The organism is Salmonella sp. NW1250 (genome assembly GCF_051812965.1).
GTDB lineage: Bacteria > Pseudomonadota > Gammaproteobacteria > Enterobacterales > Enterobacteriaceae > Salmonella > Salmonella enterica.
This window is the reverse complement of sequence record NZ_JAMNDD010000014.1, coordinates 93,099-114,842: the sequence shown is the minus strand read 5'-3', so window position 1 is coordinate 114,842 and position 21,744 is coordinate 93,099. Positions and strand designations below refer to the sequence as shown.

Annotated in this window: 17 protein-coding genes and 1 pseudogene; 13 read left to right on the top strand and 5 right to left on the bottom strand. The window is 52.4% G+C overall.

Features of this window, described 5'->3' with window-relative positions; all coding sequences use genetic code 11:
• Positions 1–188: 188 nt before the first annotated feature.
• Positions 189–1,745, bottom strand: coding sequence for a bifunctional metallophosphatase/5'-nucleotidase (locus tag NBA72_RS20625; protein ID WP_042948961.1), 1,557 nt, complete (start codon positions 1,743–1,745; stop codon positions 189–191).
• Between the two features lie 135 nt (positions 1,746–1,880).
• Here NBA72_RS20625 and NBA72_RS20620 point away from each other — a divergent pair, with 135 nt between their 5' ends.
• From NBA72_RS20620 to mscS, 3 genes are all read left to right on the top strand, one after another.
• On the top strand, positions 1,881–3,005 hold the full coding sequence (locus tag NBA72_RS20620) for a hypothetical protein (RefSeq protein WP_001134804.1): 1,125 nt from the start codon (positions 1,881–1,883) through the stop codon (positions 3,003–3,005).
• Between the two features lie 234 nt (positions 3,006–3,239).
• The gene (locus NBA72_RS20615) at positions 3,240–4,238 is read left to right on the top strand and encodes a hypothetical protein (RefSeq protein WP_039519448.1); all 999 of its coding nucleotides are present in this window, start codon (positions 3,240–3,242) and stop codon (positions 4,236–4,238) included.
• A gap of 2 nt (positions 4,239–4,240) precedes the next feature.
• Entirely contained in the window at positions 4,241–5,098 is an 858-nt protein-coding gene (mscS, locus tag NBA72_RS20610) for a small-conductance mechanosensitive channel MscS (RefSeq protein WP_039519450.1), read from the top strand.
• 125 nt (positions 5,099–5,223) lie between these two features.
• Here mscS and metL read toward each other — a convergent pair whose 3' ends face one another.
• Both metL and metB read right to left on the bottom strand, forming a co-directional pair.
• Positions 5,224–7,656: a bifunctional aspartate kinase/homoserine dehydrogenase II gene (metL, locus tag NBA72_RS20605; RefSeq protein ID WP_000110807.1), complete on the bottom strand. Its 2,433-nt coding sequence runs from the start codon at positions 7,654–7,656 to the stop codon at positions 5,224–5,226.
• 2 nt (positions 7,657–7,658) lie between these two features.
• Complete coding sequence (gene metB, locus NBA72_RS20600) at positions 7,659–8,819, bottom strand: cystathionine gamma-synthase (protein WP_000197216.1); 1,161 nt, start codon at positions 8,817–8,819, stop codon at positions 7,659–7,661.
• 264 nt (positions 8,820–9,083) lie between these two features.
• Here metB and metJ point away from each other — a divergent pair, with 264 nt between their 5' ends.
• The 3 genes and pseudogenes from metJ to NBA72_RS20585 all read left to right on the top strand — a co-directional run bounded on the left by metJ (position 9,084) and on the right by NBA72_RS20585 (position 12,509).
• Positions 9,084–9,401, top strand: a complete 318-nt coding sequence (gene metJ, locus NBA72_RS20595) for a met regulon transcriptional regulator MetJ (protein ID WP_000852811.1) — start codon at positions 9,084–9,086, stop codon at positions 9,399–9,401.
• A gap of 455 nt (positions 9,402–9,856) precedes the next feature.
• Positions 9,857–11,647: an aryl-sulfate sulfotransferase gene (locus NBA72_RS20590; protein ID WP_000899639.1), complete on the top strand. Its 1,791-nt coding sequence runs from the start codon at positions 9,857–9,859 to the stop codon at positions 11,645–11,647.
• 200 nt (positions 11,648–11,847) lie between these two features.
• A pseudogene (locus NBA72_RS20585) lies at positions 11,848–12,509 on the top strand (TIGR02117 family protein).
• A 45-nt stretch (positions 12,510–12,554) separates the two neighbouring features.
• Here NBA72_RS20585 and rpmE read toward each other — a convergent pair.
• On the bottom strand, positions 12,555–12,767 hold the full coding sequence (rpmE, locus tag NBA72_RS20580) for a 50S ribosomal protein L31 (RefSeq protein WP_000715284.1): 213 nt from the start codon (positions 12,765–12,767) through the stop codon (positions 12,555–12,557).
• Between the two features lie 203 nt (positions 12,768–12,970).
• On the opposite strand from rpmE, the gene priA reads away from it, so the two are divergent.
• The 7 genes from priA to rraA all read left to right on the top strand — a co-directional run bounded on the left by priA (position 12,971) and on the right by rraA (position 20,957).
• Entirely contained in the window at positions 12,971–15,169 is a 2,199-nt protein-coding gene (gene priA / locus NBA72_RS20575; protein ID WP_000109397.1) for a primosomal protein N', read from the top strand.
• A gap of 154 nt (positions 15,170–15,323) precedes the next feature.
• Complete coding sequence (gene cytR, locus NBA72_RS20570) at positions 15,324–16,349, top strand: DNA-binding transcriptional regulator CytR (RefSeq protein WP_000841337.1); 1,026 nt, start codon at positions 15,324–15,326, stop codon at positions 16,347–16,349.
• Positions 16,350–16,442: 93 nt separating this feature from the next.
• Positions 16,443–17,420 carry a cell division protein FtsN gene (gene ftsN / locus NBA72_RS20565; RefSeq protein WP_042948960.1) on the top strand — a complete coding sequence of 326 codons (978 nt, stop codon included), beginning with the start codon at positions 16,443–16,445 and terminating at the stop codon, positions 17,418–17,420.
• 91 nt (positions 17,421–17,511) lie between these two features.
• Positions 17,512–18,042, top strand: a complete 531-nt coding sequence (gene hslV / locus NBA72_RS20560; protein ID WP_000208240.1) for an ATP-dependent protease subunit HslV — start codon at positions 17,512–17,514, stop codon at positions 18,040–18,042.
• 9 nt (positions 18,043–18,051) lie between these two features.
• Positions 18,052–19,383 (top strand): HslU--HslV peptidase ATPase subunit, encoded by a 1,332-nt coding sequence (gene hslU, locus NBA72_RS20555; protein WP_001293360.1) that lies wholly within the window; start codon positions 18,052–18,054, stop codon positions 19,381–19,383.
• 66 nt (positions 19,384–19,449) lie between these two features.
• Positions 19,450–20,379 (top strand): 1,4-dihydroxy-2-naphthoate polyprenyltransferase, encoded by a 930-nt coding sequence (gene menA / locus NBA72_RS20550; protein WP_000139637.1) that lies wholly within the window; start codon positions 19,450–19,452, stop codon positions 20,377–20,379.
• A gap of 92 nt (positions 20,380–20,471) precedes the next feature.
• Positions 20,472–20,957: a ribonuclease E activity regulator RraA gene (rraA, locus tag NBA72_RS20545; protein ID WP_000872918.1), complete on the top strand. Its 486-nt coding sequence runs from the start codon at positions 20,472–20,474 to the stop codon at positions 20,955–20,957.
• 221 nt (positions 20,958–21,178) lie between these two features.
• On the opposite strand, the gene zapB is transcribed toward rraA, so the two are convergent.
• Positions 21,179–21,418 carry a septal ring assembly protein ZapB gene (gene zapB, locus NBA72_RS20540; protein ID WP_000051370.1) on the bottom strand — a complete coding sequence of 80 codons (240 nt, stop codon included), beginning with the start codon at positions 21,416–21,418 and terminating at the stop codon, positions 21,179–21,181.
• Positions 21,419–21,744 lie beyond the last annotated feature (326 nt).

Sequence of the window (21,744 nt, the reverse complement as noted above, 5' to 3'; positions counted from 1 at the left end):
GGACGCAGACCACCGGATAGAGGGGTAAATTTCAGCAGGAACATGCCGGGAACACAGCGCGTAACCCGGCAAAATTGCAGGCGCTACGCCAGACGGTTGATATCCGCGGTCCACGAATGATCCAGGCCAGACATACCGCCGTCCGGCCTGAATGCGCTAAAGGCCATTGCGCACAGGCAAGTAACCCCTTACTTCTTCACATCCGCAACGCGCATTCCTTTGAGCTGCTCATCCGTGATGGTGTTGCCCGCCTTAAAGTAATCGACTATCGCATTCGACACATAGTAGCCGCCGGAGGTATTCCGCGCCTGGCCTTCCGTGAATGCCGCAAAACCATCGCCGCCGTCGGCAAGGAAGCTGTTGGTGGCAATGTGATAAACCGTAGCATCGTCAATCGGCTTGCCATTGAGCGTCAGCACGGTAACCCGCTGGCCGACAGGTTTGCTGCTGTCATACTTCATCTCCAGCCCTTTAGACACCTGCAATACGCCGTTGCTTAATCCAGCGCCATGCTCCATCAGGCTGCGCAATTGTTTACCGGTTAAATCCATCGTGACCAGTTCATTAGGGAACGGGAAGGTACTGATTACCGCACCCATCGTCACCGCGCCAGCCGGGATTTCGTTGCGGATACCACCAGAGTTAGTAAGCGCTAACTGGGTGTCTTTCCCCGCCGTAAAAAGCAGCGCATCCGCCGCCAGATTCCCCAGCGACGACGATTCGCCATACGCGCGGGTCAGCTCAACCGGCGATTGCGCCACCGTCTGCTGCACGACTTTATCGAGCTTTTTGTTCCAGCCGTCGATCACCTGTTTCGTTTGCGGATCTGGCTTCCACTCATCAGCAAAAATGGTCTTCAGCTCGAAGTTCTTCACGGTAAACTGATGCGGCTTTTCCTGGTAGTCCAGCACCAGTTTGCCGACATCAATGCCGCCGCTGTCCGTTGAGAGGATCAGCGTATTGCCGACTTTAATCGGTTCCGGCGTACCGACATGCGCGTGGCCGGTAATCAAAATATCCAGCCCTTTTACCTGACTTGCGGTCTGAATATCTTTATCCAGCGCGCGTCGCACATCGGTATTCCCCATGCTGGACTGGCGGGCCGGGGTACCTTCGTGAATCAGCGCCACGGTCAGATCGACTTTACCTTTAAGTTCATCAACGTAACGTTGCAGCCACTTAATCTCATCGCGTGCCTCAATGCCCACGCGCGTCGCGGCAGAAACCGTATCATTAAAAGCAAAGACACCGTGTAAGCCGATTACGCCAATCTTGACGCCATCTTTTTCAACAATGGTGTACGGCTTATCCCAGAAGGATTTACTGCTGTCCTCATAAAAAATATTGCCCTGCACGATAGGGAATTTTGCCCGGCTCAGTTGCAACAATGTATTGTCCCAGCCATGATCGAACTCATGATTACCGATAGTGGCAGCGTCATACTGCATGGTATTCAAAATATCGATAATCGCTTTACCCTTCGTCAGGCTGCTGATATACGGTCCGGTAAAGTAATCTCCGGCATCAAAAAACCACGTCGCCTTATTTTTGGCTTTTTCCTGCTTCACCAGCGTAGTGATATTGGCCCAACCGCCGATATCGCGTTTACCGTCAGCAATCCACGGCACTTTATAAGGCTCCACATGAGCGTGTAGATCGTTGGTGTAAATAATGGTGACATCTTTGGCGCAGGCCCAGAACGGCAGCGTGAACAAAATACCGGCAGCAAGCAGTTTTACTTTCATAAATAAGTCCCTTTCAGTCATATAAAGATTCGCTACGTTACGTTCTGAAAGGTTTTTTTATGTGAGAGTCCTCACACCCGCGTACCGTTTTATGAAGGCAGAATCAACGACCTGCCAAAATCGTTGGTAAAATGTATGCCGCCTCTGTTCACCATTAATGCCTGCAAAAGCGCTGGTTGTCGCAATCTTGGGCTGCCTGACTCGCCGGATTATGTGTGGCCGGACTATCGCCTGGGTTATCCGGCATTGCATTGTCGAGCCTGCGGCAGTTATCCGCCGCTCTTCAACGAGGGGGAATTTCGCCGCTGGGCGTCTGCTTATATCGCGCAATATGCCAAAGAGCATGGTCACTTTTGCCCCGATTGCTATCAAAAAACATGGATTCGTTACGGACGTAATCCCGGCGGAACGCAGCGACTTCAGTGCCAGTACTGTAAGAAGGTCTGGACGCCAAAACAGCACGCGCTGAATGCCGCCGAAACGCCGGAACAGATTTGCAGTATTCCGCTGCTCGTACCGTTTCAGGGAGCGAATGCCTTCCAACAATTGTACTTTTTATTCAGTTTTGACGCTGTTCGCGGCAATGTTCTTCACCTTTCCAGCAATTTCACGTTACTTTCTGCCGGAAAGAGTTTGCATTACCACTGGAAAGGAATTGCGCCGCCCGAGGGTGAGGATGGCGATATTATTCACCGTATCGCCATTAAAGAACGGCAATTTTTACAGCGCAGTCAGTTCGATGAGATTCAGTATGGCCCGGCGGCGCTTAAACGTAACGCGCAAGGAACAATACTTCGCCCGGTCATTACGGCGCATGGTCATTTTCGAGTGCTGAAAAACCGCTTTCCTGATGTCACGACACACATCATTGCCCATGAGTGTTTTTTGCGCGGCGCGGTCATTACGGCATGGGCGGAGCGGTTTCGCCAGCGTCTCTCCTCGCTGTGGTTCGTTGAGGAAGAGATAAACGATGACGATTGCCGCGCAGAGTGGCAACTGTTAGGCAAAACATGGCAGGGATGGTGGCAAAATCAGTGGCAACTCTGGGGGCAAGGTCACAACCGCAAAATGGTCTGTTCGTTAACTGGTTCCCACTTAGAACAAGGTGTCGCCGTTAATCTGGCGGCCAGTCGCCGCTTTGTTACCTGGCTATGGCAACAACCTGAATTCCAGCAAAGCGCCCACTATTCCGCCAAACGCGTCACGCAAATTCTGTATTTGCTGACGGAAAAATATAACTCACAATGGAATCACATTTAACCCAATGATGTAATGCCACGCATAAAAAATCACAGATTATCATTCAGAAGGCGCTATAGATTTAATCACCTCACATCCTGCTTTTATACGCTGAAAAAGAATAGAACTATTTGATAAAATGGCCCTTCGTTTTAAGTTAAAATCGGCTATAAACGTTATTCACATAATCAATATTTATTATCAATTTAAATAGTTCTATACATTCTTATTTTCTATGGAAAACAAGGGATAAATATGGAAATTACTTTACCGTCAATGTCAGATAAAAAATGGACCTGCGCCGATCTCCTGAGTAGCTATCGATTCTGGGGGATCACTTTTTTCTTTTTGGTGCTCTCTTTTATCAGTTCGCTGGGATCGTCGTATGGTGTTTATTTTTGGAGTAAATCACTGTCTATTCCAGCCGATCGTATTGGTGTTATTCTCGTTGGCGGCCAACTGGGATACCTCCTGGGTATGGTTGCCAGCTGGTTTGTCTGCCGTATAAAAAATTGTTACCCCTTCTACTTTGTTGCGCTCCTGTTAATCATTAGCGTGGTCTGTTCCTTCTGCATAAATGGCCCGTCTGACGTAGTCAGGCTTATCATAGCGCAGTTTTTAATTAATCTGGGTATGGGGATCGTAACGCTGTTAGTCCCCATGCTGCTTTTCAGCGCTATCGGCAGTGCTCAGACATTTGTTATTTTATTTAGCCTCTGCTTACTGTTCAAATTTATCATCGCTGGCTATCTGTCTATATTTATATACTCAATTCCTTATATAGGAATAATCGTAATTACTTTAGCGGTTATCGCGCTTTTGCTACTATTACCGCTCAAAAAAGAACTTTTCTATATTGCACCGCCCAAAAGGTTCTCATCAACCCAGCGACCTGAGTGCGCAGAACCCCTTGTCGTCGCATTATTGGCCTTTTTCATTCCATTTTATATTATTTATTGGTTCTTCAGAATTCACCGGGAAATGCAATTTGTGGCGCCTTCGCCCCGACTCATGACCGCATGTGGCGCGGGATGGCTGTCAGCCATTATGCCGTTTGGCACAGCCATATTGTGTCTGACGCTTAGCGACGAAATCCGCGATCTGCTGGCGAATAAAAACGAAGATGGCGGAATACGAACCGGCTGGACACTATTCTGGGCGTTACTGCTACCACCCGTCGGCGCGGCGATTATCCAGGCAAAAATGAACCGTTTTATTACCGCTAATACCGCGGATACTGCTGACAGAGGATAAACATGGAAGGTTTTGAGCTATTTCCAAAAATTAAAGGCGCGATCAAATGGATGGCCGAGCACAGTGACTCGGTAATTCATTTTGGCTGGAATGTTGTTGCCGCCATCATTCTACTTTTCATCGGTAAGTTAATAGCTAGCTTACTATCGAGGGGGCTGGAAAAATTACTTCTCAGGCGGCAAGTGGATGCCACTATTGTCCACTTTTTCTCCGCGCTGGTTCGCTACATCACGATAGCTTTCACGGCAGTAGCCGCTCTTGGCCGTATCGGTATAGAAACCTCCTCAATTATTGCCGTTATCGGCGCGGCGGGTTTAGCCATTGGTCTGGCGTTGCAAGGGTCACTTTCCAACTTTGCCGCAGGCGTACTGCTTGTCTCCCTGCGTCCTTTCCGCGCCGGGGAAATTGTACAAATTGGCCTGGTTATCGGCACAGTAGAAAAGGTCCATATTTTCTCCACCACTCTGCTCACTGCGGATAGCAAAGAAGTTGTCATCCCGAATGGTAAAATTATTGCTGATAATATTATCAACTATTCACGACACCCCTATCGACGTATTGATCTGATTATTGGCGTGGATTACCAAAGCCGTATTGCTGACGTAAAAAGCGTGATACATCGTATTATTGAACAAGATCATCGCATTGATAAAACCCGCGATATTACGGTCCGCCTGGGCGAACTTGCGCCCTCTAGCCTGAATTTCTATGTTCGCGTATGGGTGCCCAACGCTCAGTACTGGAGTACTTACTACGATCTTCTGGAAAATATCAAGGAAGCGATGGATGAAAACGGCATCAATATTCCTTACCCCCGGATGGATGTCCGGGTTGAGAATGTAAAAAGCATCACGCCATAATGTTTCGTCAGCAATCGGATGGCGCTTCGTATATCAGTATCTACAGAATGACTGCATAACGTATTGAAACGTATTGATGAGGGAGCGAAGCGCAACCTGGCGCTTCGCTCACGAACTTGCCTTTATTACAGCAACTGCGCCAGGCGGTTGATATCCGACTGAATCGCCCCGGCGGTCACATCGCGACCCGCGCCCGGCCCACGGATCACCAGCGGGTTATCGCGATACCAGCGGCTTTCAATAGCAAAGACATTATCGCACGGCAGCAACGCCGCCAGCGGATGTTCCGGACGCACCGCTTCAACGCCGACGCGCGCTTTGCCATTGGCGTCGAAACGCGCCACGTAACGCAACACCAGCCCCAGTTCGCGGGCTGCCTCCAGACGCTGCACCATCTGTTCATTCAGCGCGTCGCCGTTTTCGAAAAAGTGATCGATAGACCCTTCTTCACAATGCGCCGGCACCAACGATTCTACACGCACCTGATCCGGCTCGATGTCGTATCCCGCCTCGCGCGCCAGAATCACCAGCTTACGCATGACATCTTTTCCGGAAAGATCGACGCGCGGATCGGGTTCGGTCAGCCCCTGCTGCCAGGCCTGATCCACCAGATCGGTAAACGGCACCGTACCGTCAAATTGCAGGAACAGCCAGGATAGCGTCCCGGAGAAGATCCCGCTGATCGAGAGAATCGTATCGCCGCTGTCAATCAGATCCCGCACCGTGTGGTTGATCGGCAACCCCGCGCCCACGGTGGCGTTATACAGCCAGTAACGCCCGGTTTTTTCAAACGCGTCATGAATCTGGCGATACTTATCGCTGGCGCTTGCGCCCGCCAGTTTATTGGCGCTAATCACATGAAAACCGTGGCTGGCGAAATCCAGATACTGATCGGCCAGTTGCTCGCTTGCTGTCACATCCAGCACCACTAAATCATCATACGGATGCGCACGCATCCACAGGAATAGCGACTCTTCGTCCTGCTCAACGGCTTCATCATCAAAGAATGCCAGCGCGCGGCTGGCATCCAGCCCTTCATAATTCAGCAGGCTACGGCGGCTATCCACCACGCCCGCCAGCACAAATTCAAAACCAGTACGCGCGGAAAGCGTGCTTTGTTCACGGGCAAACAGCTCCAGCCAACGGGAGCCGATGTTCCCCTTACCGAACAGCATCAGGCCAATGCGTTTTTCGGCGCGGAAAACCGACTGGTGCAGCCCCTGAATCAGGCTCTCAGTCGGGCCGGTACGCAGCACCGCCACCAGACTGATGCCCTCCTCCGACTGCCAGGTAAACTCCACTGGCTGACCTTTCAACTGCTGCCAGAAGCGATGGCAGTGTAGCGGATTGCGAGTGACGCCCGCACCGACCATCGCCACCAGCGCCAGCCCCTGCCGCAGGCGCAATTCGCCCGGCAGCCCGACATCGTCGAGGAGTTTCAGTACGCTATCCGCTACCTCGGCGGTATAGCAGAACTGTAATAACTGGCGATCGCGATGCACGCCCACCGCCAGCGGACGCACCTGCGCCCGTTTTAAAATGTGGTCGAGCTCTTTATGCGCCAGCCTGAAATCCTGGCTGGCAGGCACCTGAAACTCAATCAGACAGATATCATCGTGACTGGTCACGATACGCGCGCCCGTCCCGGAAGCCAGCACCCGTTCAATTCGGGTTGACCCTTGATCCGGCGTGTAGCTACAGCGCAACTGCAAATCGATATCGCTGCCGGACACTGGCTGTAGTGTGCGGGCGTGCAGAACAGGCGCCGCCAGACGCGCCAGCTCGCTGGCTTCGTCCAGACGCAGCAACGGCAGCAGGCAGGCATCTTTCACTTTGCGCGGGTCGGCGCTATAAACGCCCGCGACATCGCTCCAGATGGTCACGCGGGAAACGCCCGCCAGCGCGCCGATTTGCGTGGCGGAATAGTCGGAACCGTTCCGGCCTAACAGGACTGTTTCGCCGTCATGATTGCGGCTGATAAAGCCGGTCACGACCAGACGTTTGCCCGGATGCTGCGCCAGTAGCTGCTGCAATAAAGGATAAGATAGCCCTTCATCAACCTGCGGCTGTGCGGCGCGTTCGGCGCGTAAAAATGCGCGCGCGTCCAGCCAGGCGGCATCCAGCCCCTGCTGATTCAGGACGGCGGACATCAATCTCGCCGACCAAATTTCGCCGTGTCCGACAATCTCAGCATAGACGGCATCCGTTACGCCGCCGTCGAGCAAGGCGGCAAGGCGTTCCAGATCGCTGATAAAAGCACTGGTTAAATCATCTGCCGCGTCGGCGGGAAGCAGCCCGCTAATGAGATCGCACTGGTAGCGGCGTAACGTCTGTAATACCTGATGCGCAGAAAGGCGATCGGTCTGGCTTAACTTGAGCCAGCTAATCAACTGGTTGGTGGTACTGCCTGCGGCGGACACTACCATCATATCGTCAGGCTGCGAATACTCCGCCATAATGCCTGCGACACGCAGGTAACACTTCACATCCGCCAGACTACTGCCGCCAAATTTATGCAGTTGACGACCTTTCGCCCCTGCCTGCGCAATCACACTCATGTTTACCCCTTGTTTGCAGCCCGGAAGCCATTTTCCAGGTCGGCAATTAAATCTTCGCCATCTTCAATACCGGTGGAGATACGCAGTAGCGTTTCGGAGATCCCGGCGGCGGCACGCGCCTGCGGCGACATACCGGCATGCGTCATGGTGGCGGCGTGAGAGATCAAACTTTCCACTCCCCCTAAAGATTCCGCCAGCGTAAACAGCGACAGCCCGCCCAGAAAACGACGCAGCGTCTCCTCATCCCCATCCAGTTCAAAACTCAACATTGCGCCAAAGCCTTTTTGCTGACGCGCGGCAATTTCATGCCCCTGATTTTCCGGCAGCGACGGGTGATACAGTTTTTTCACCAACGGCTGGGTTTGCAGATATTTCACAATCGCCTGCGCGTTGCGCTGCGCCAGCTCCATACGCGGCACCAGAGTTCGCAAACCGCGCAGCAGCAGATAGCTATCAAACGCCCCGCCGGTCACGCCAATATTATTCGCCCACCACGCCAGTTCAGTGACCACTTCCGGATCTTTCGCAATCACCACGCCGGCCACGACATCCGAATGACCGTTGAGATATTTCGTGCATGAATGCAATACCAGATCGGCACCCAACGCCAGCGGATTTTGCAGCGCCGGGCTTAAAAACGTGTTATCAACGACGCTCACTGCGCCCGCCTCGCGCGCCAGCCGACAGATTTTCGCAATATCCACCACGCGTAACAATGGATTACTTGGACTTTCTACCAGTACCAGCTTCGGTTTTTCTTCCAGCGCCGCCTGTAAGGCGCGTTCATCGCCCTGATCGACAAACCGCACACGATAACAGCCGCGTGTCGCCAGACTGTCAAACAGACGATAACTGCCGCCGTAGCAATCATGCGGCGCGACCAGCAGATCGCCCGGCTTGAGGAAAACGGTGGTGACCAGATGAATCGCTGACATGCCGGTATTCGTCAATACCGCGCCCGCGCCGCCTTCCAGTTCCGCTAATGCGCGCTGAACCACATCACGCGTGGGATTACCGCGGCGGGAATAATCATGCGCGCGCGGCTCATTGAAACCGGTAAAGTTATAGGTACTGGAGAGGTGGATTGGCGGCACAACGCAGCCGTATTGCTCGTCGTCGTTTAATCCGCTACGCACTGCGATAGTGGCCTGTTTACGCGTCATATGAAGATATTCCTGGCTGAGTCGGTGAAAGTCAGGCCACAGATTAACCACTACCACAATAGACGTCAATACATCTGGACATCTAAACTTCTTTGCGTATAGATTGAGCAAACCGCAAATAGCCGTTAAAATTATATGCATTAGCGCACATCTGCGACCGCTAACTTCGTGTCAGGGCCGCGCCACTACGGTAAACTACGCGCGATTATGGTCCGGGCTCAGGTTCAGACCTCAATATTAATGACGAAGAGGATTAAGTATCTCATGGCTGAATGGAGCGGCGAATATATCAGCCCATACGCTGAGCACGGTAAGAAGAGTGAGCAAGTCAAAAAAATTACGGTTTCCATTCCTCTGAAGGTGTTAAAAATCCTCACCGATGAACGTACGCGTCGTCAGGTGAACAACCTGCGCCACGCCACCAACAGCGAGCTGTTGTGTGAAGCATTTCTGCACGCCTTTACCGGGCAACCCTTGCCGGATGATGCCGATCTGCGAAAAGAGCGCAGCGATGAAATCCCGGAAGCGGCAAAAGAGATCATGCGTGAGATGGGGATTGACCCGGAAACGTGGGAATACTGATAGCAAAGCATGCGGTCAGAACGCCTCTGGCCGCGCTTTTTTAACGATTCCCCTGTACACGGCTATCTCCGACATTGTTCTAAACGTTCATCTTCCCGAATAGCCCTCGGTGGATAAATTTGTCAGACATGATAAGTTTCTCTTCGTTATTTTCCTGAAAAAAATTCCCGACATGCCATAACCGATATAATTTTATTATATTTAAACTTCCAATCTTTATTTAAAGTTTCACGTAGCAAAGCGTACATGAATAATAATACACCGCCATATATTTACTGAAGAAATAGTATAACAATGAGTATTGTTAAAAAGACCATGGACACCTCATATTTGTGACCAACATCATTATTCCCCTCCGCGGATTGTTTTACTTTTTTAAATGTTTTTTCATCTCCGATAAATAAGAAGGTTAATATACATTCATTTTATCGATAATATCGAATGGGGAAATAAATATGTTATTTACAAGGAAAGTCTTACCTGTATTATGCTGCCTGTGTTTGAGCGGCAGCGTTTTGGCCTCAGGCGTTTTAGACCCAAACAGGCCAATGGTCGCATCAGCAGATGTCATTCCAGTCCATGAAGGGCCATTAGGTATGGTCGATGTCGCTCCCTACGGCGGCGTTTTCCCATTAACAGCAATCATTAATAAAGCCAATCATAATGTACAGGACGTGAAGGTTACCGTTTTAGGGAAAGGGGAAAAAGGCATCCCGATCAGTTATGATGTCGGCCCGCAGGCTATAAATACCCATGACGGCATACCTGTATTTGGCTTGTATCCAGATTATGTCAATAAGGTTAAAGTTGACTGGACTGAAGAAGGTAAAAAACAAACTTATACGTGGTCCATTTACGCCGCACCGGTATCATTACCCTCTACTACCGGGCAAACTGCCGTTCTTCCTACGGTAGAACCGGTTAAAGTCGATAGCTCGCTTAAAAATCGCTTATATCTTTTTAACCATATAACAGGGATGCCAAGAGCCGGCCACATTATGCATGTCGCAGGCGGCGCGGCGAACTGGGATTATACCGGTATCAACTGGATTAGCGATACGAATGGCGATGTTCGCGGCTATATGAATATTGATAAATTCCGTAACCAGGATGATATAACGCGCTTTGGTTCCATGATGAGCTTCCATCAGGTTAACGATGGCAATCTTATTTTTGGCCAGGGTCAACGTTACTTTAAATATGATTTCTTAGGCCGCGTTATTTCCGATAAACGACTGCCAAAAGGATTTATTGATTTTTCGCATGCCATTACCGAAACGCCGAAAGGCACCTACCTGCTGCGTGTCGCAAAAGAAAATTATCCATTAAATGGTAAATACACCATCAATACGGTGCGTGATCATATTCTTGAAGTTGACCAGAACGGCGATACCGTCGATTACTGGGATCTGCCAAAAATCCTCGACCCCTATCGTGACGACGTTATTCTGGCGATGGATCAGGGAGCGGTATGTTTGAGCGTCGATGCCGAACATTCCGGTCAGGTCATGACCAAAGAGCAGCTTGCAAAACAACCCTTCGGCGATATCGCGGGCTCCGGCCCGGGCCGCAACTGGGCGCATGTTAACTCCGTCAGCTACGATCCTCGCGACGACAGCATTATCATTAGCTCGCGCCACCAGTCTGCCATCATCAAAATTGGCCGCGATAAAAAAGTGAAATGGATACTTTCCGATCCATCCGGCTGGAAAGGCGAACTGGCGAAAAAAGTGCTGAAACCCGTAGACAGCAACGGTAAACCACTAACCTGCGAAGCGCACCACTGCGACGGTGGATTTGACTGGACATGGACACAACATACCGGTTGGTTAGTGCCATCCAAAAGCACCGGAGGTAAAACCGTCGTGACCGCCTTTGATAACGGCGATGCGCGCGGCATGGAACAACCGGCCATGCCGTCAATGAAATATTCCCGCGGCGTGGAATATCAGATTGACGAAAAAAATATGACGGTTTCCCAAATGTGGGAATATGGTAAAGAGCGCGGTTTTGACTGGTACAGCGCTATTACTTCCGTCACGGAATATCGCCCGGAAACCAAAACGATGTTCATGTACTCGGCTACAGCGGGAATGAGCGGTACAAAACCGATCGTTTCCGTTCTGGATGAAGTCAAAGACGGTACTCAGGATGTGATGCTGGAGCTAAAAGTACACAGTAACCGTGCCGGTATGCTGGGTTATCGGGCGCTGATTATCGATCCAGAGCAGATGTTTAAAAAATAAAGCGAGATAGTAAAAGTAAAACAGGCGGAAGCTAACTTCCGCCTGAATGGTTAAAACGTATTGTAGTTATGACATTCGCTTTATTACCCTCGAAGAGGAATGCAAAAATATCAATGAATTACCAATCCGGCACCGACCCGATAAGCGCAGCGTCATTAGACAAACGCCACAACATACCGCGCCTTTGCTGGTGATATGTCATGAAAAATCTCTTTATCGCCTGGTTAAGTTTACTGCTATATGGCTGCACAACCTTTCCACAAGCCGTAAAACCTACGACAGGCGGACAGCCCTCCCCGACGGAAATCTATATCGTCAGTCATGGCTGGCACACGGGAATTATTGCGCCGGCCCATGATGTTAATACCGTTCTGCCACAGCTTAAAAAACGGTTCGCTCAGGAGACGCAGTGGTATGAAATCGGCTGGGGCGATAAGGGCTTTTATCAGTCACAAGAAATAACCACCGCGCTTACGCTCCAGGCCATGTTCTGGTCATCCGGCGCGGTTATGCACATCGTCGCCTTTCCGGTCAACCAGAACGCTATTTCGCCGGTAGCGAGATAAAATCACTGCTCCTGCACACAAACCAGCGTAACAGTCTGATGCGTTATCTGGGCCGCAGCTTTGCGCGTGACGCAGAGGGTAATCTGATTCCGTTAAAACAAGGAATTTACGGCGATAGCCAGTTTTACGCCGCGAATGGCCGCTACGGCATACTCAATACCTGCAATAAATGGACAGCGAAGGGGCTGGAAAGCGCGGGACTGACTATAAATCCTTCGTTAAAACTCACGGCAGGAAGCGTAATGAAAGCGATTACGGATCACAGAATGTGTCTGAACAAATACTGTTATCCCTAGAAAACAAAAAAAGCGCCCTGCGGCGCTTTTTTTTCTGGCGGTAACTTATTTGCTGCCAGGGATGCTGAAGCGCTTGTTGAAGCGCTCAACACGACCACCGGTATCAACAACACGCTGCTTACCAGTGAAGAACGGGTGGCATTTGCCGCACACGTCCAGGTTCAGGTCGTGACCCACGGTAGAGTGGGTTTTGATAACATTACCGCAAGAACAGGTTGCAGTAATTTCTACGTAATTCGGGTGAATACCTTTTTTCATGGGGAACCTCAGTGTAAGGCCGCGTCGCTCTTCCAGCCCTAACGCCAGACACCACGCGAAGTTAATAGTAAAGGGTTTGATGCTCACAACACGCACCAAAGGCGGCGAATCATACAGAATTTGACCACCGTATGCAAACTGATCCGCGCTCCCTTATCGTAATGTGTATACTACCCGACGAAATTTCAAGTCAGGAAGATGCTATGTCCGTCGCGCACGTTGCCTTGCCCGTTCCGCTTCCCCGAACCTTTGATTACCTGCTGCCGGAAGGCGGGGTCGCCAAAGCCGGGTGCCGCGTGCGCGTGCCGTTCGGCAAGCAGCAAGAGCGCGTGGGCATTGTCGTCTCGGTTAGCGACCACAGCGAATTGCCGCTCGATGAATTAAAATCGGTCATTGAAATCCTGGATAACGAGCCAATCTTTTCTCCCTCCATCTGGCGCTTACTCCTCTGGGCGGCGGATTACTACCACCATCCCCTCGGCGACGTTCTGTTTCACGCTCTGCCGGTTTTACTGCGTCAGGGAAAACCAGCCAGCAACGCGCCCCTATGGTATTGGTTCGCCACCGAAGAGGGGCAAGCCGTCGACATCAACAGCCTGAAACGCTCCGCCAAACAACAACAGGCGCTGGCGGCGCTGCGGCAAGGAAAGATCTGGCGCTATCAGGTAGCCGAGCTTGATTTTACTGACGCCACGCTGCAAACGCTGCGGCGTAAGGGGCTTTGTGAGCTTGCCAGTGAAACGCCCGCGTTTACCGACTGGCGGGAGCGTTATGCCGTCGCAGGAGAGCGCCTGCGGCTGAATACCGAACAGGCGACAGCAGTCGGCGCGATTCACAGCGCGTCGGACGGTTTCTCCGCCTGGTTGCTGGCAGGCGTGACCGGTTCCGGCAAGACCGAAGTGTATCTGAGCGTGCTGGAAAACGTCCTCGCCCAGGGCAAACAGGCGCTGGTGATGGTGCCGGAAATCGGCCTGACGCCGCAAACGATCGCCCGTTTTCGCGAACGTTTTAACGCGCCGGTGGAAGTGCTGCATTCCGGGCTAAACGACAGCGAGCGTCTTTCGGCATGGCTGAAAGCGAAAAACGGCGAAGCGGCGATTGTCATCGGCACGCGTTCCTCGCTGTTTACGCCGTTTAAAAATCTTGGCGTAATTGTCATCGACGAAGAGCACGACAGCTCTTATAAACAGCAGGAAGGGTGGCGCTACCATGCCCGCGATTTGGCAGTGTATCGCGCCCATAGCGAGCAGATCCCGATTATTCTCGGCTCCGCCACCCCAGCCCTGGAAACGCTATGCAACGTGCGGCAGAAAAAATACCGGATGCTGCGTCTGACGCGGCGCGCAGGCAACGCCCGCCCAGCCCTGCAGCATGTGCTGGATTTAAAAGGACAGCGTCTTCAGGCGGGACTGGCGCCCGCCCTTATCGCCCGTATGCGCCAACATCTCCAGGCCGACAATCAGGTAATTTTATTTCTTAACCGCCGGGGATTCGCGCCCGCGCTGCTTTGCCACGACTGCGGCTGGATTGCGGAGTGCCCGCGTTGCGATCACTACTACACGCTGCACCAGGCGCAGCATCATTTACGCTGTCATCACTGCGACAGCCAACGTCCGGTACCGCGTCAGTGCCCCTCCTGCGGCTCCACACATATGCTACCGGTTGGGTTAGGGACGGAACAGCTGGAGCAGGTGCTGGCGCCCTTCTTCCCCGGCGTGCCGATCTCACGAATCGACCGTGATACCACCAGTCGTAAAGGCGCGCTGGAGCAGCATCTGGCGGAAGTTCACCGCGGCGGAGCGCGCATTCTGATAGGCACACAAATGCTGGCGAAAGGCCATCACTTTCCGGACGTCACGCTGGTGGCGTTGCTGGATGTCGATGGCGCGCTTTTTTCCGCAGATTTTCGTTCGGCGGAACGCTTCGCCCAGCTCTACACTCAGGTTTCCGGCCGCGCCGGGCGCGCGGGCAAACAGGGCGAAGTGGTGCTCCAAACGCACCATCCTGAGCATCCCCTGCTGCAAACGTTACTGTATAAAGGCTATGATGCGTTTGCGGAGCAGGCGCTGGCGGAACGGCAAACGCTCCAGCTTCCGCCGTGGACCAGCCACGTCATTATTCGCGCAGAGGATCACAACAATCAGCAGGCGCCCGTCTTTCTCCAGCAGTTGCGTAATCTGATTCAGGCCAGCCCGCTATCAGACGATAAGCTGTGGATCTTAGGTCCGGTTCCGGCCCTCGCGCCAAAACGCGGCGGCCGCTATCGCTGGCAAATTTTACTTCAGCATCCTTCACGGATTCGCCTGCAACACATCATCAGCGGCACGCTGGCGTTGATCAATACGCTCCCTGAAGCGCGGAAAGTTAAATGGGTTCTGGACGTCGATCCGATTGAAGGATAGTCCTCACGATGCGAGGCGGATCGTAAAATTAAAGATCCATCACACTTTTTATGAAAATTCTGTAACCGCTTCCACGCACTATCTGATAAAAATGTTTTCGATGAGTGTTACCAGGGATAGATCTGCGCCAGCAGTTCCCAGGCGAGGAGAAAGAGTGAAATCGAACAAGCAGGTTACTGCCGCTACGATGAAGGATGTTGCGTTGAAGGCGAAAGTCTCTACAGCAACCGTATCCCGCGCGTTAATGAACCCCGATAAAGTCTCCCAGTCGACCCGTAGCCGGGTTGAACAGGCCGCGCTTGAAGTGGGTTATTTCCCGCAGTCGATGGGGCGAAATGTAAAACGCAATGAATCCCGTACGATTCTGGTGATTGTCCCGGATATTTGCGATCCCTTCTTCAGTGAAATTATCCGCGGTATCGAAGTGACCGCGGCAGAACAGGGGTATCTGGTGCTGATTGGCGATTGCGCCCATCAAAACCAGAAAGAAAAAACCTTTCTTAATCTCATCATCACCAAACAGATCGACGGCATGGTACTTCTCAGTTCCCGACTGCCCTTTGACGCCAGCGTTGAGGAGCAGCGCAATTTGCCTCCGATGGTGATGTCGAATGAGTTCGCGCCGGAGCTTGAACTGCCGACGGTACATATCGATAACCTGACCGCCGCGTTCAATGCCATGAATTACCTGTTGGATTTGGGCCACAAGCGGATTGGTTGTATTGCGGGGCCGGAAGATATGCCGCTCTGTCACTATCGCTTACAAGGTTACGTACAGGCATTAAGACGCAGTGGCATTGTGGTCGATCCGCATTACATCGCCCGTGGCGACTTTACCTTTGAAGCCGGGGCAAACGCATTAAAGCAGTTGCTTGAGCAACCGTTGCCGCCTACCGCCGTCTTTTGTCATAGCGACGTAATGGCGCTGGGCGCCCTCTCCTGGGCCAAGCGCCAGGGTCTGAAAGTGCCTGACGATCTGTCGATTATCGGCTTTGACAATATCGCGCTGGCCGAGTTTTGCGACCCTCCGTTGACAACCGTGGCGCAGCCGCGTTTTGACATTGGTCGCGAGGCGATGCTGCTGTTGCTCGATCAGATGCAGGGGCAAAATGTGAGCAGCGGCTCGCGTTTAATGGATTGCGAGCTGATTATTCGCGGTTCTACGCGCGCTTTACCCTAAAGTAAATAGCTTTAAGACTCACCTGTCTGGTCAAAGGCCCGCCGCTTCAGTAACATGACGGGCTGACGAACGAATAAATACAGCGAAACGATAGTGGCACAACGAGATTATGTACGTCGCGGCCAACCGGCTCCTTCGCGGCGCAAAAAGAGCACCTCACGGAGCTCACGGAAGAAGCAAAGCAACATGCCTGCCGTCTCGCCGGCAATGGTCGCGATTGCGGCAGCCGTCCTTGTGACCTTTATCGGCGGTCTGTACTTCATTACTCACCATAAGAAAGAAGAGTCCGAAACGCTACAAAACCAGAAAGTCACCGGCAATGGGCTTCCGCCAAAACCGGAAGAGCGCTGGCGTTACATCAAAGAGCTGGAAAGTCGCCAGCCGGGCGTGCGTACGCCAACGGAACCGTCCGCCGGCGGCGAAGTCATGAATCCGAATCAGCTCACCAGCGAACAGCGTCAACTCCTGGAGCAGATGCAGGCGGATATGCGTCAGCAGCCAACGCAACTTAACGAAGTGCCGTGGAACGAGCAGACGCCAGAACAACGCCAGCAAACGCTACAGCGCCAGCGTCAGGCGCAGCAGCAGCAGCAGTGGGCTCAAACGCAGCCTGTTCAGCAACCACGTACGCAGCCGCGGGTAAACGAGCAGCCGCAAACGCGCACGGTACAGTCCGCCCCGGCGCAACCCGCGCGCCAAAGTCAGCCGCCGAAGCAGACGGCCTCGCAGCAACCTTATCAGGATTTGCTGCAAACGCCGGCGCATACCAGCGCGGCAGCGCCAAAAGCCGCGCCCATTACGCGCGCGCCTGAAGCGCCGAAGGCGACAGCAGAGAAAAAAGATGAACGTCGCTGGATGGTGCAATGTGGTTCATTCAAAGGCGCCGAGCAGGCAGAAAGCGTCCGCGCTCAGCTGGCGTTTGAAGGCTTTGACTCCAAAATTACCACCAATAACGGCTGGAATCGCGTGGTTATCGGGCCGGTGAAAGGTAAAGAAAATGCCGACAGCACCATTAACCGTCTGAAGATGGCGGGCCATACAAACTGCATTCGACTCGCCACCGGGGGTTGAAACCCTCAAAATCTCCCCCATCTATACTTGCATTATGCCCCGTACGTCGTACGGGGCCGCAATTCAGCATTAGTAACCAAGGGGTCTGCTCGTGACAACAATAGTAAGCGTACGCCGTAACGGCCACGTGGTAATCGCCGGTGATGGTCAGGCCACACTGGGTAACACAGTAATGAAAGGCAACGTGAAGAAAGTCCGCCGCCTCTACAACGACAAGGTCATTGCGGGCTTTGCGGGCGGTACTGCGGATGCATTCACGCTGTTCGAGCTGTTTGAACGTAAACTGGAAATGCATCAGGGGCACCTGGTCAAAGCCGCCGTTGAACTGGCGAAAGACTGGCGTACCGACCGTATGCTACGCAAACTGGAAGCGTTGCTGGCCGTCGCGGATGAAACCGCCTCGCTCATCATCACGGGTAACGGCGATGTCGTGCAACCTGAAAACGATTTAATTGCTATCGGCTCCGGCGGTCCTTATGCCCAGGCTGCCGCTCGCGCTCTGTTGGAAAATACCGAGCTCGGCGCGCGCGAAATTGCTGAAAAGGCGTTGGATATTGCAGGCGATATCTGCATTTACACCAACCATTTCCACACCATTGAAGAATTGACCGCCAAAGCGTAAGGACCTCTCATGTCTGAAATGACCCCACGCGAAATTGTCAGCGAACTGAACAAACACATTATCGGCCAGGATAACGCAAAGCGTTCCGTGGCGATTGCATTGCGTAACCGCTGGCGTCGTATGCAGCTTGATGAAGAGCTGCGCCACGAAGTAACGCCGAAAAATATTCTGATGATTGGCCCGACCGGCGTCGGTAAAACCGAAATCGCCCGTCGTCTGGCAAAACTCGCCAACGCGCCGTTCATTAAAGTCGAAGCCACCAAATTCACCGAAGTGGGCTATGTCGGGAAAGAAGTGGACTCTATCATCCGCGATCTGACCGATGCCGCTGTGAAAATGGTTCGCGTACAGGCTATCGAGAAAAACCGCTATCGTGCGGAAGAGTTGGCGGAAGAACGTATTCTCGACGTACTGATCCCACCCGCAAAAAATAACTGGGGCCAGGCCGAACAGCAGCAGGAGCCTTCTGCCGCCCGCCAAACGTTCCGCAAAAAACTGCGCGAAGGCCAGCTCGACGATAAAGAGATCGAGATTAACCTCGCCGCCGCGCCGATGGGCGTAGAGATTATGGCGCCTCCGGGCATGGAAGAGATGACCAGCCAGTTGCAGTCTATGTTCCAGAACCTGGGCGGTCAGAAACAGAAACCGCGTAAGCTGAAAATTAAAGACGCGATGAAACTGTTGGTTGAAGAAGAGGCTGCTAAGCTGGTCAACCCGGAAGAGCTGAAACAGGACGCTATCGACGCGGTTGAACAGCACGGCATCGTGTTTATCGATGAAATTGACAAAATTTGTAAGCGTGGCGAAACCTCCGGCCCGGATGTTTCACGCGAAGGCGTACAGCGCGACTTACTGCCGCTGGTAGAAGGCTGCACGGTTTCGACCAAACACGGGATGGTCAAAACGGATCATATTCTGTTTATCGCCTCTGGCGCGTTTCAGGTGGCGAAGCCGTCTGATCTGATCCCGGAACTGCAGGGCCGTCTGCCGATTCGCGTTGAACTTCAGGCGCTGACCACCAGCGATTTCGAACGCATTTTGACCGAGCCAAACGCCTCCGTCACCGTGCAGTATAAAGCGCTGATGGCAACTGAAGGCGTCAATATCGAGTTCACCGATTCCGGTATTAAACGTATTGCCGAAGCCGCCTGGCAGGTTAACGAAACCACCGAAAACATCGGCGCGCGCCGTCTGCATACCGTACTGGAGCGTCTGATGGAAGAAATTTCCTATAACGCCAGCGATCTGCACGGCCAAAACATCACAATTGATGCGGAATATGTGAGCAAACATCTGGATGCGCTGGTCGCAGATGAAGATCTAAGCCGTTTTATCTTATAATCGCGTCCAATGCATTTTCATCACTGTTGATGGGGCTGAAAAGCCCCATTTTTATTGGCGCTAAATATGACTGAACAACAACAAATTAGCCGCACCCAGGCCTGGCTGGAAAGCTTACGACCCAAAACCTTACCCCTCGCCTTCGCGGCGATTATCGTCGGTACGGCCCTGGCATGGTGGCAAGGCTATTTCGATCCTCTGGTCGCGCTGCTGGCCCTTATCACCGCCGGGCTGCTGCAAATTTTATCCAACCTCGCCAACGATTATGGCGACGCTGTCAAAGGCAGCGATAAACCGGATCGCATCGGGCCGCTGCGGGGGATGCAAAAAGGCGTCATCACCCGGCAGGAGATGAAGCGGGCGTTAATCATTACCGTCGTGCTGATCTGTATCTCCGGACTGGCGCTGGTGGCGGTCGCGTGCCATACGTTAACCGATTTTATCGGCTTCCTGATTTTGGGCGGGCTGTCGATTATCGCCGCCATCACCTACACCGTGGGTAATCGGCCCTACGGCTATATCGGGCTGGGTGATATCTCTGTCCTGGTATTCTTTGGCTGGCTAAGTGTCATGGGGAGCTGGTATCTCCAGGCGCATACGCTGATTCCGGCGCTGATTCTCCCGGCCACCGCCTGCGGTTTACTGGCGACGGCGGTGCTGAATATTAATAACCTGCGCGATATTAATAGCGACAGAGAGAACGGCAAAAACACCCTTGTAGTACGACTGGGCGATGTCAACGCGCGTCGTTATCACGCCTGCCTGTTGCTAGGCGCGCTGCTCTGTCTGGCGCTGTTTAATCTGCTCTCGCTACACAGTCCGTGGGGATGGTTGTTTATTCTGGCCGCGCCATTGCTCATTAAACAAGCGCGCTACGTAATGCGCGAAAGGGAGCCTGCGGCAATGCGCCCGATGCTTGAACGTACCGTTAAAGGCGCGTTGTTAACCAACCTGTTATTTGTGATTGGGATACTCTTAAGTCAGTGGGCCGTTTAACTGACAAATATCAATTAACAATTGATGATTTTGCCAACAGTATACTTAGCGCGATATACTAAAAATTCTCGCAGCAACTGAACGTTAAGCCTATGAAATACGATACTTCCGAGCTTTGTGACATCTATCAGGAAGATGTCAACGTCGTGGAACCGCTGTTCTCTAATTTTGGAGGGCGGTCGTCGTTTGGCGGACAAATCATCACGGTAAAATGTTTCGAGGACAACGGGTTGCTGTACGATCTGCTCGAACAAAATGGCCGTGGTCGGGTTCTGCTGGTCGATGGCGGCGGTTCTGTCCGCCGTGCATTAGTCGATGCGGAGCTGGCGCGTCTGGCCACGCAAAATGAATGGGAAGGGCTGGTTATCTATGGCGCGGTGCGTCAGGTGGACGATCTGGAAGAGCTGGATATCGGCATTCAGGCGATCGCCGCCATTCCGGTTGGCGCCGCAGGTGAAGGCATTGGGGAAAGCGATGTGCGCGTCAATTTCGGCGGCGTGACGTTCTTCTCCGGCGATCATCTCTATGCCGACAACACCGGGATTATCCTTTCCGAAGACCCGCTTGATATCGAGTGATCAAAAAAGGCGCCGTAAGGCGCCTTTTTTATGCGTTGTCGCTGATTGCCGGATGTCGGCTTACGCCTTATCCGGCCCACCGGTATCCGCATTCTAAATCCTCTATAGATTTCGCGTCAGGGCAAGGCGGCAAGTAAGTGAATCCCCAGGAGCATAGGCCACTATGTGACTGGGGTGAACGCACGCAGCCAACGCCGCCATAACGTGAAATATGACGAGGATTAGACTTCTTCCATACGACCAAGCAGCGCCTGCAAACGTTCCTGCCAGCCGCTCTGCTGTTCCTTCAGAGAATTATTTTCACGCTCGAGTTCTTCACGTTGATGCTGTGCAGACTGCACTTCCTGCGTCAGGCTGTTGTTCTTTTCTTTCAGCTCTTCAATTTCCATCTGTAACAGGGTGATGGTGTCAATCGCCTGCTGTACTTTTGCTTCCAGTTTCTCAAACACTTCTAAAGACATGATCTTACCTCTCCTGAATTGCAAGGCGACGCTTCACGTAAACGCGCACAATATATAGTGTCGATTGTATGAAGCCCCGCTCTCGCTGTCCAGCGACATACCGCGTAGATCGCGGTTTGCAGCAATTTTCATCCATCTCCTGGTAACATTCATTCAATAACTTAAAAGTGTTAACATATTGGTTAATGAAATGATTCAATTCACTCTCTTCTGCTGTCTCAAAATGCGCCTCATGGCGCGATAACGCTCATTTTATTGACGCAGTACACACATTTTGATTTCGATATTTCTCGTTTTTGCTCGTTAACGATAAATTAACAGTGTGC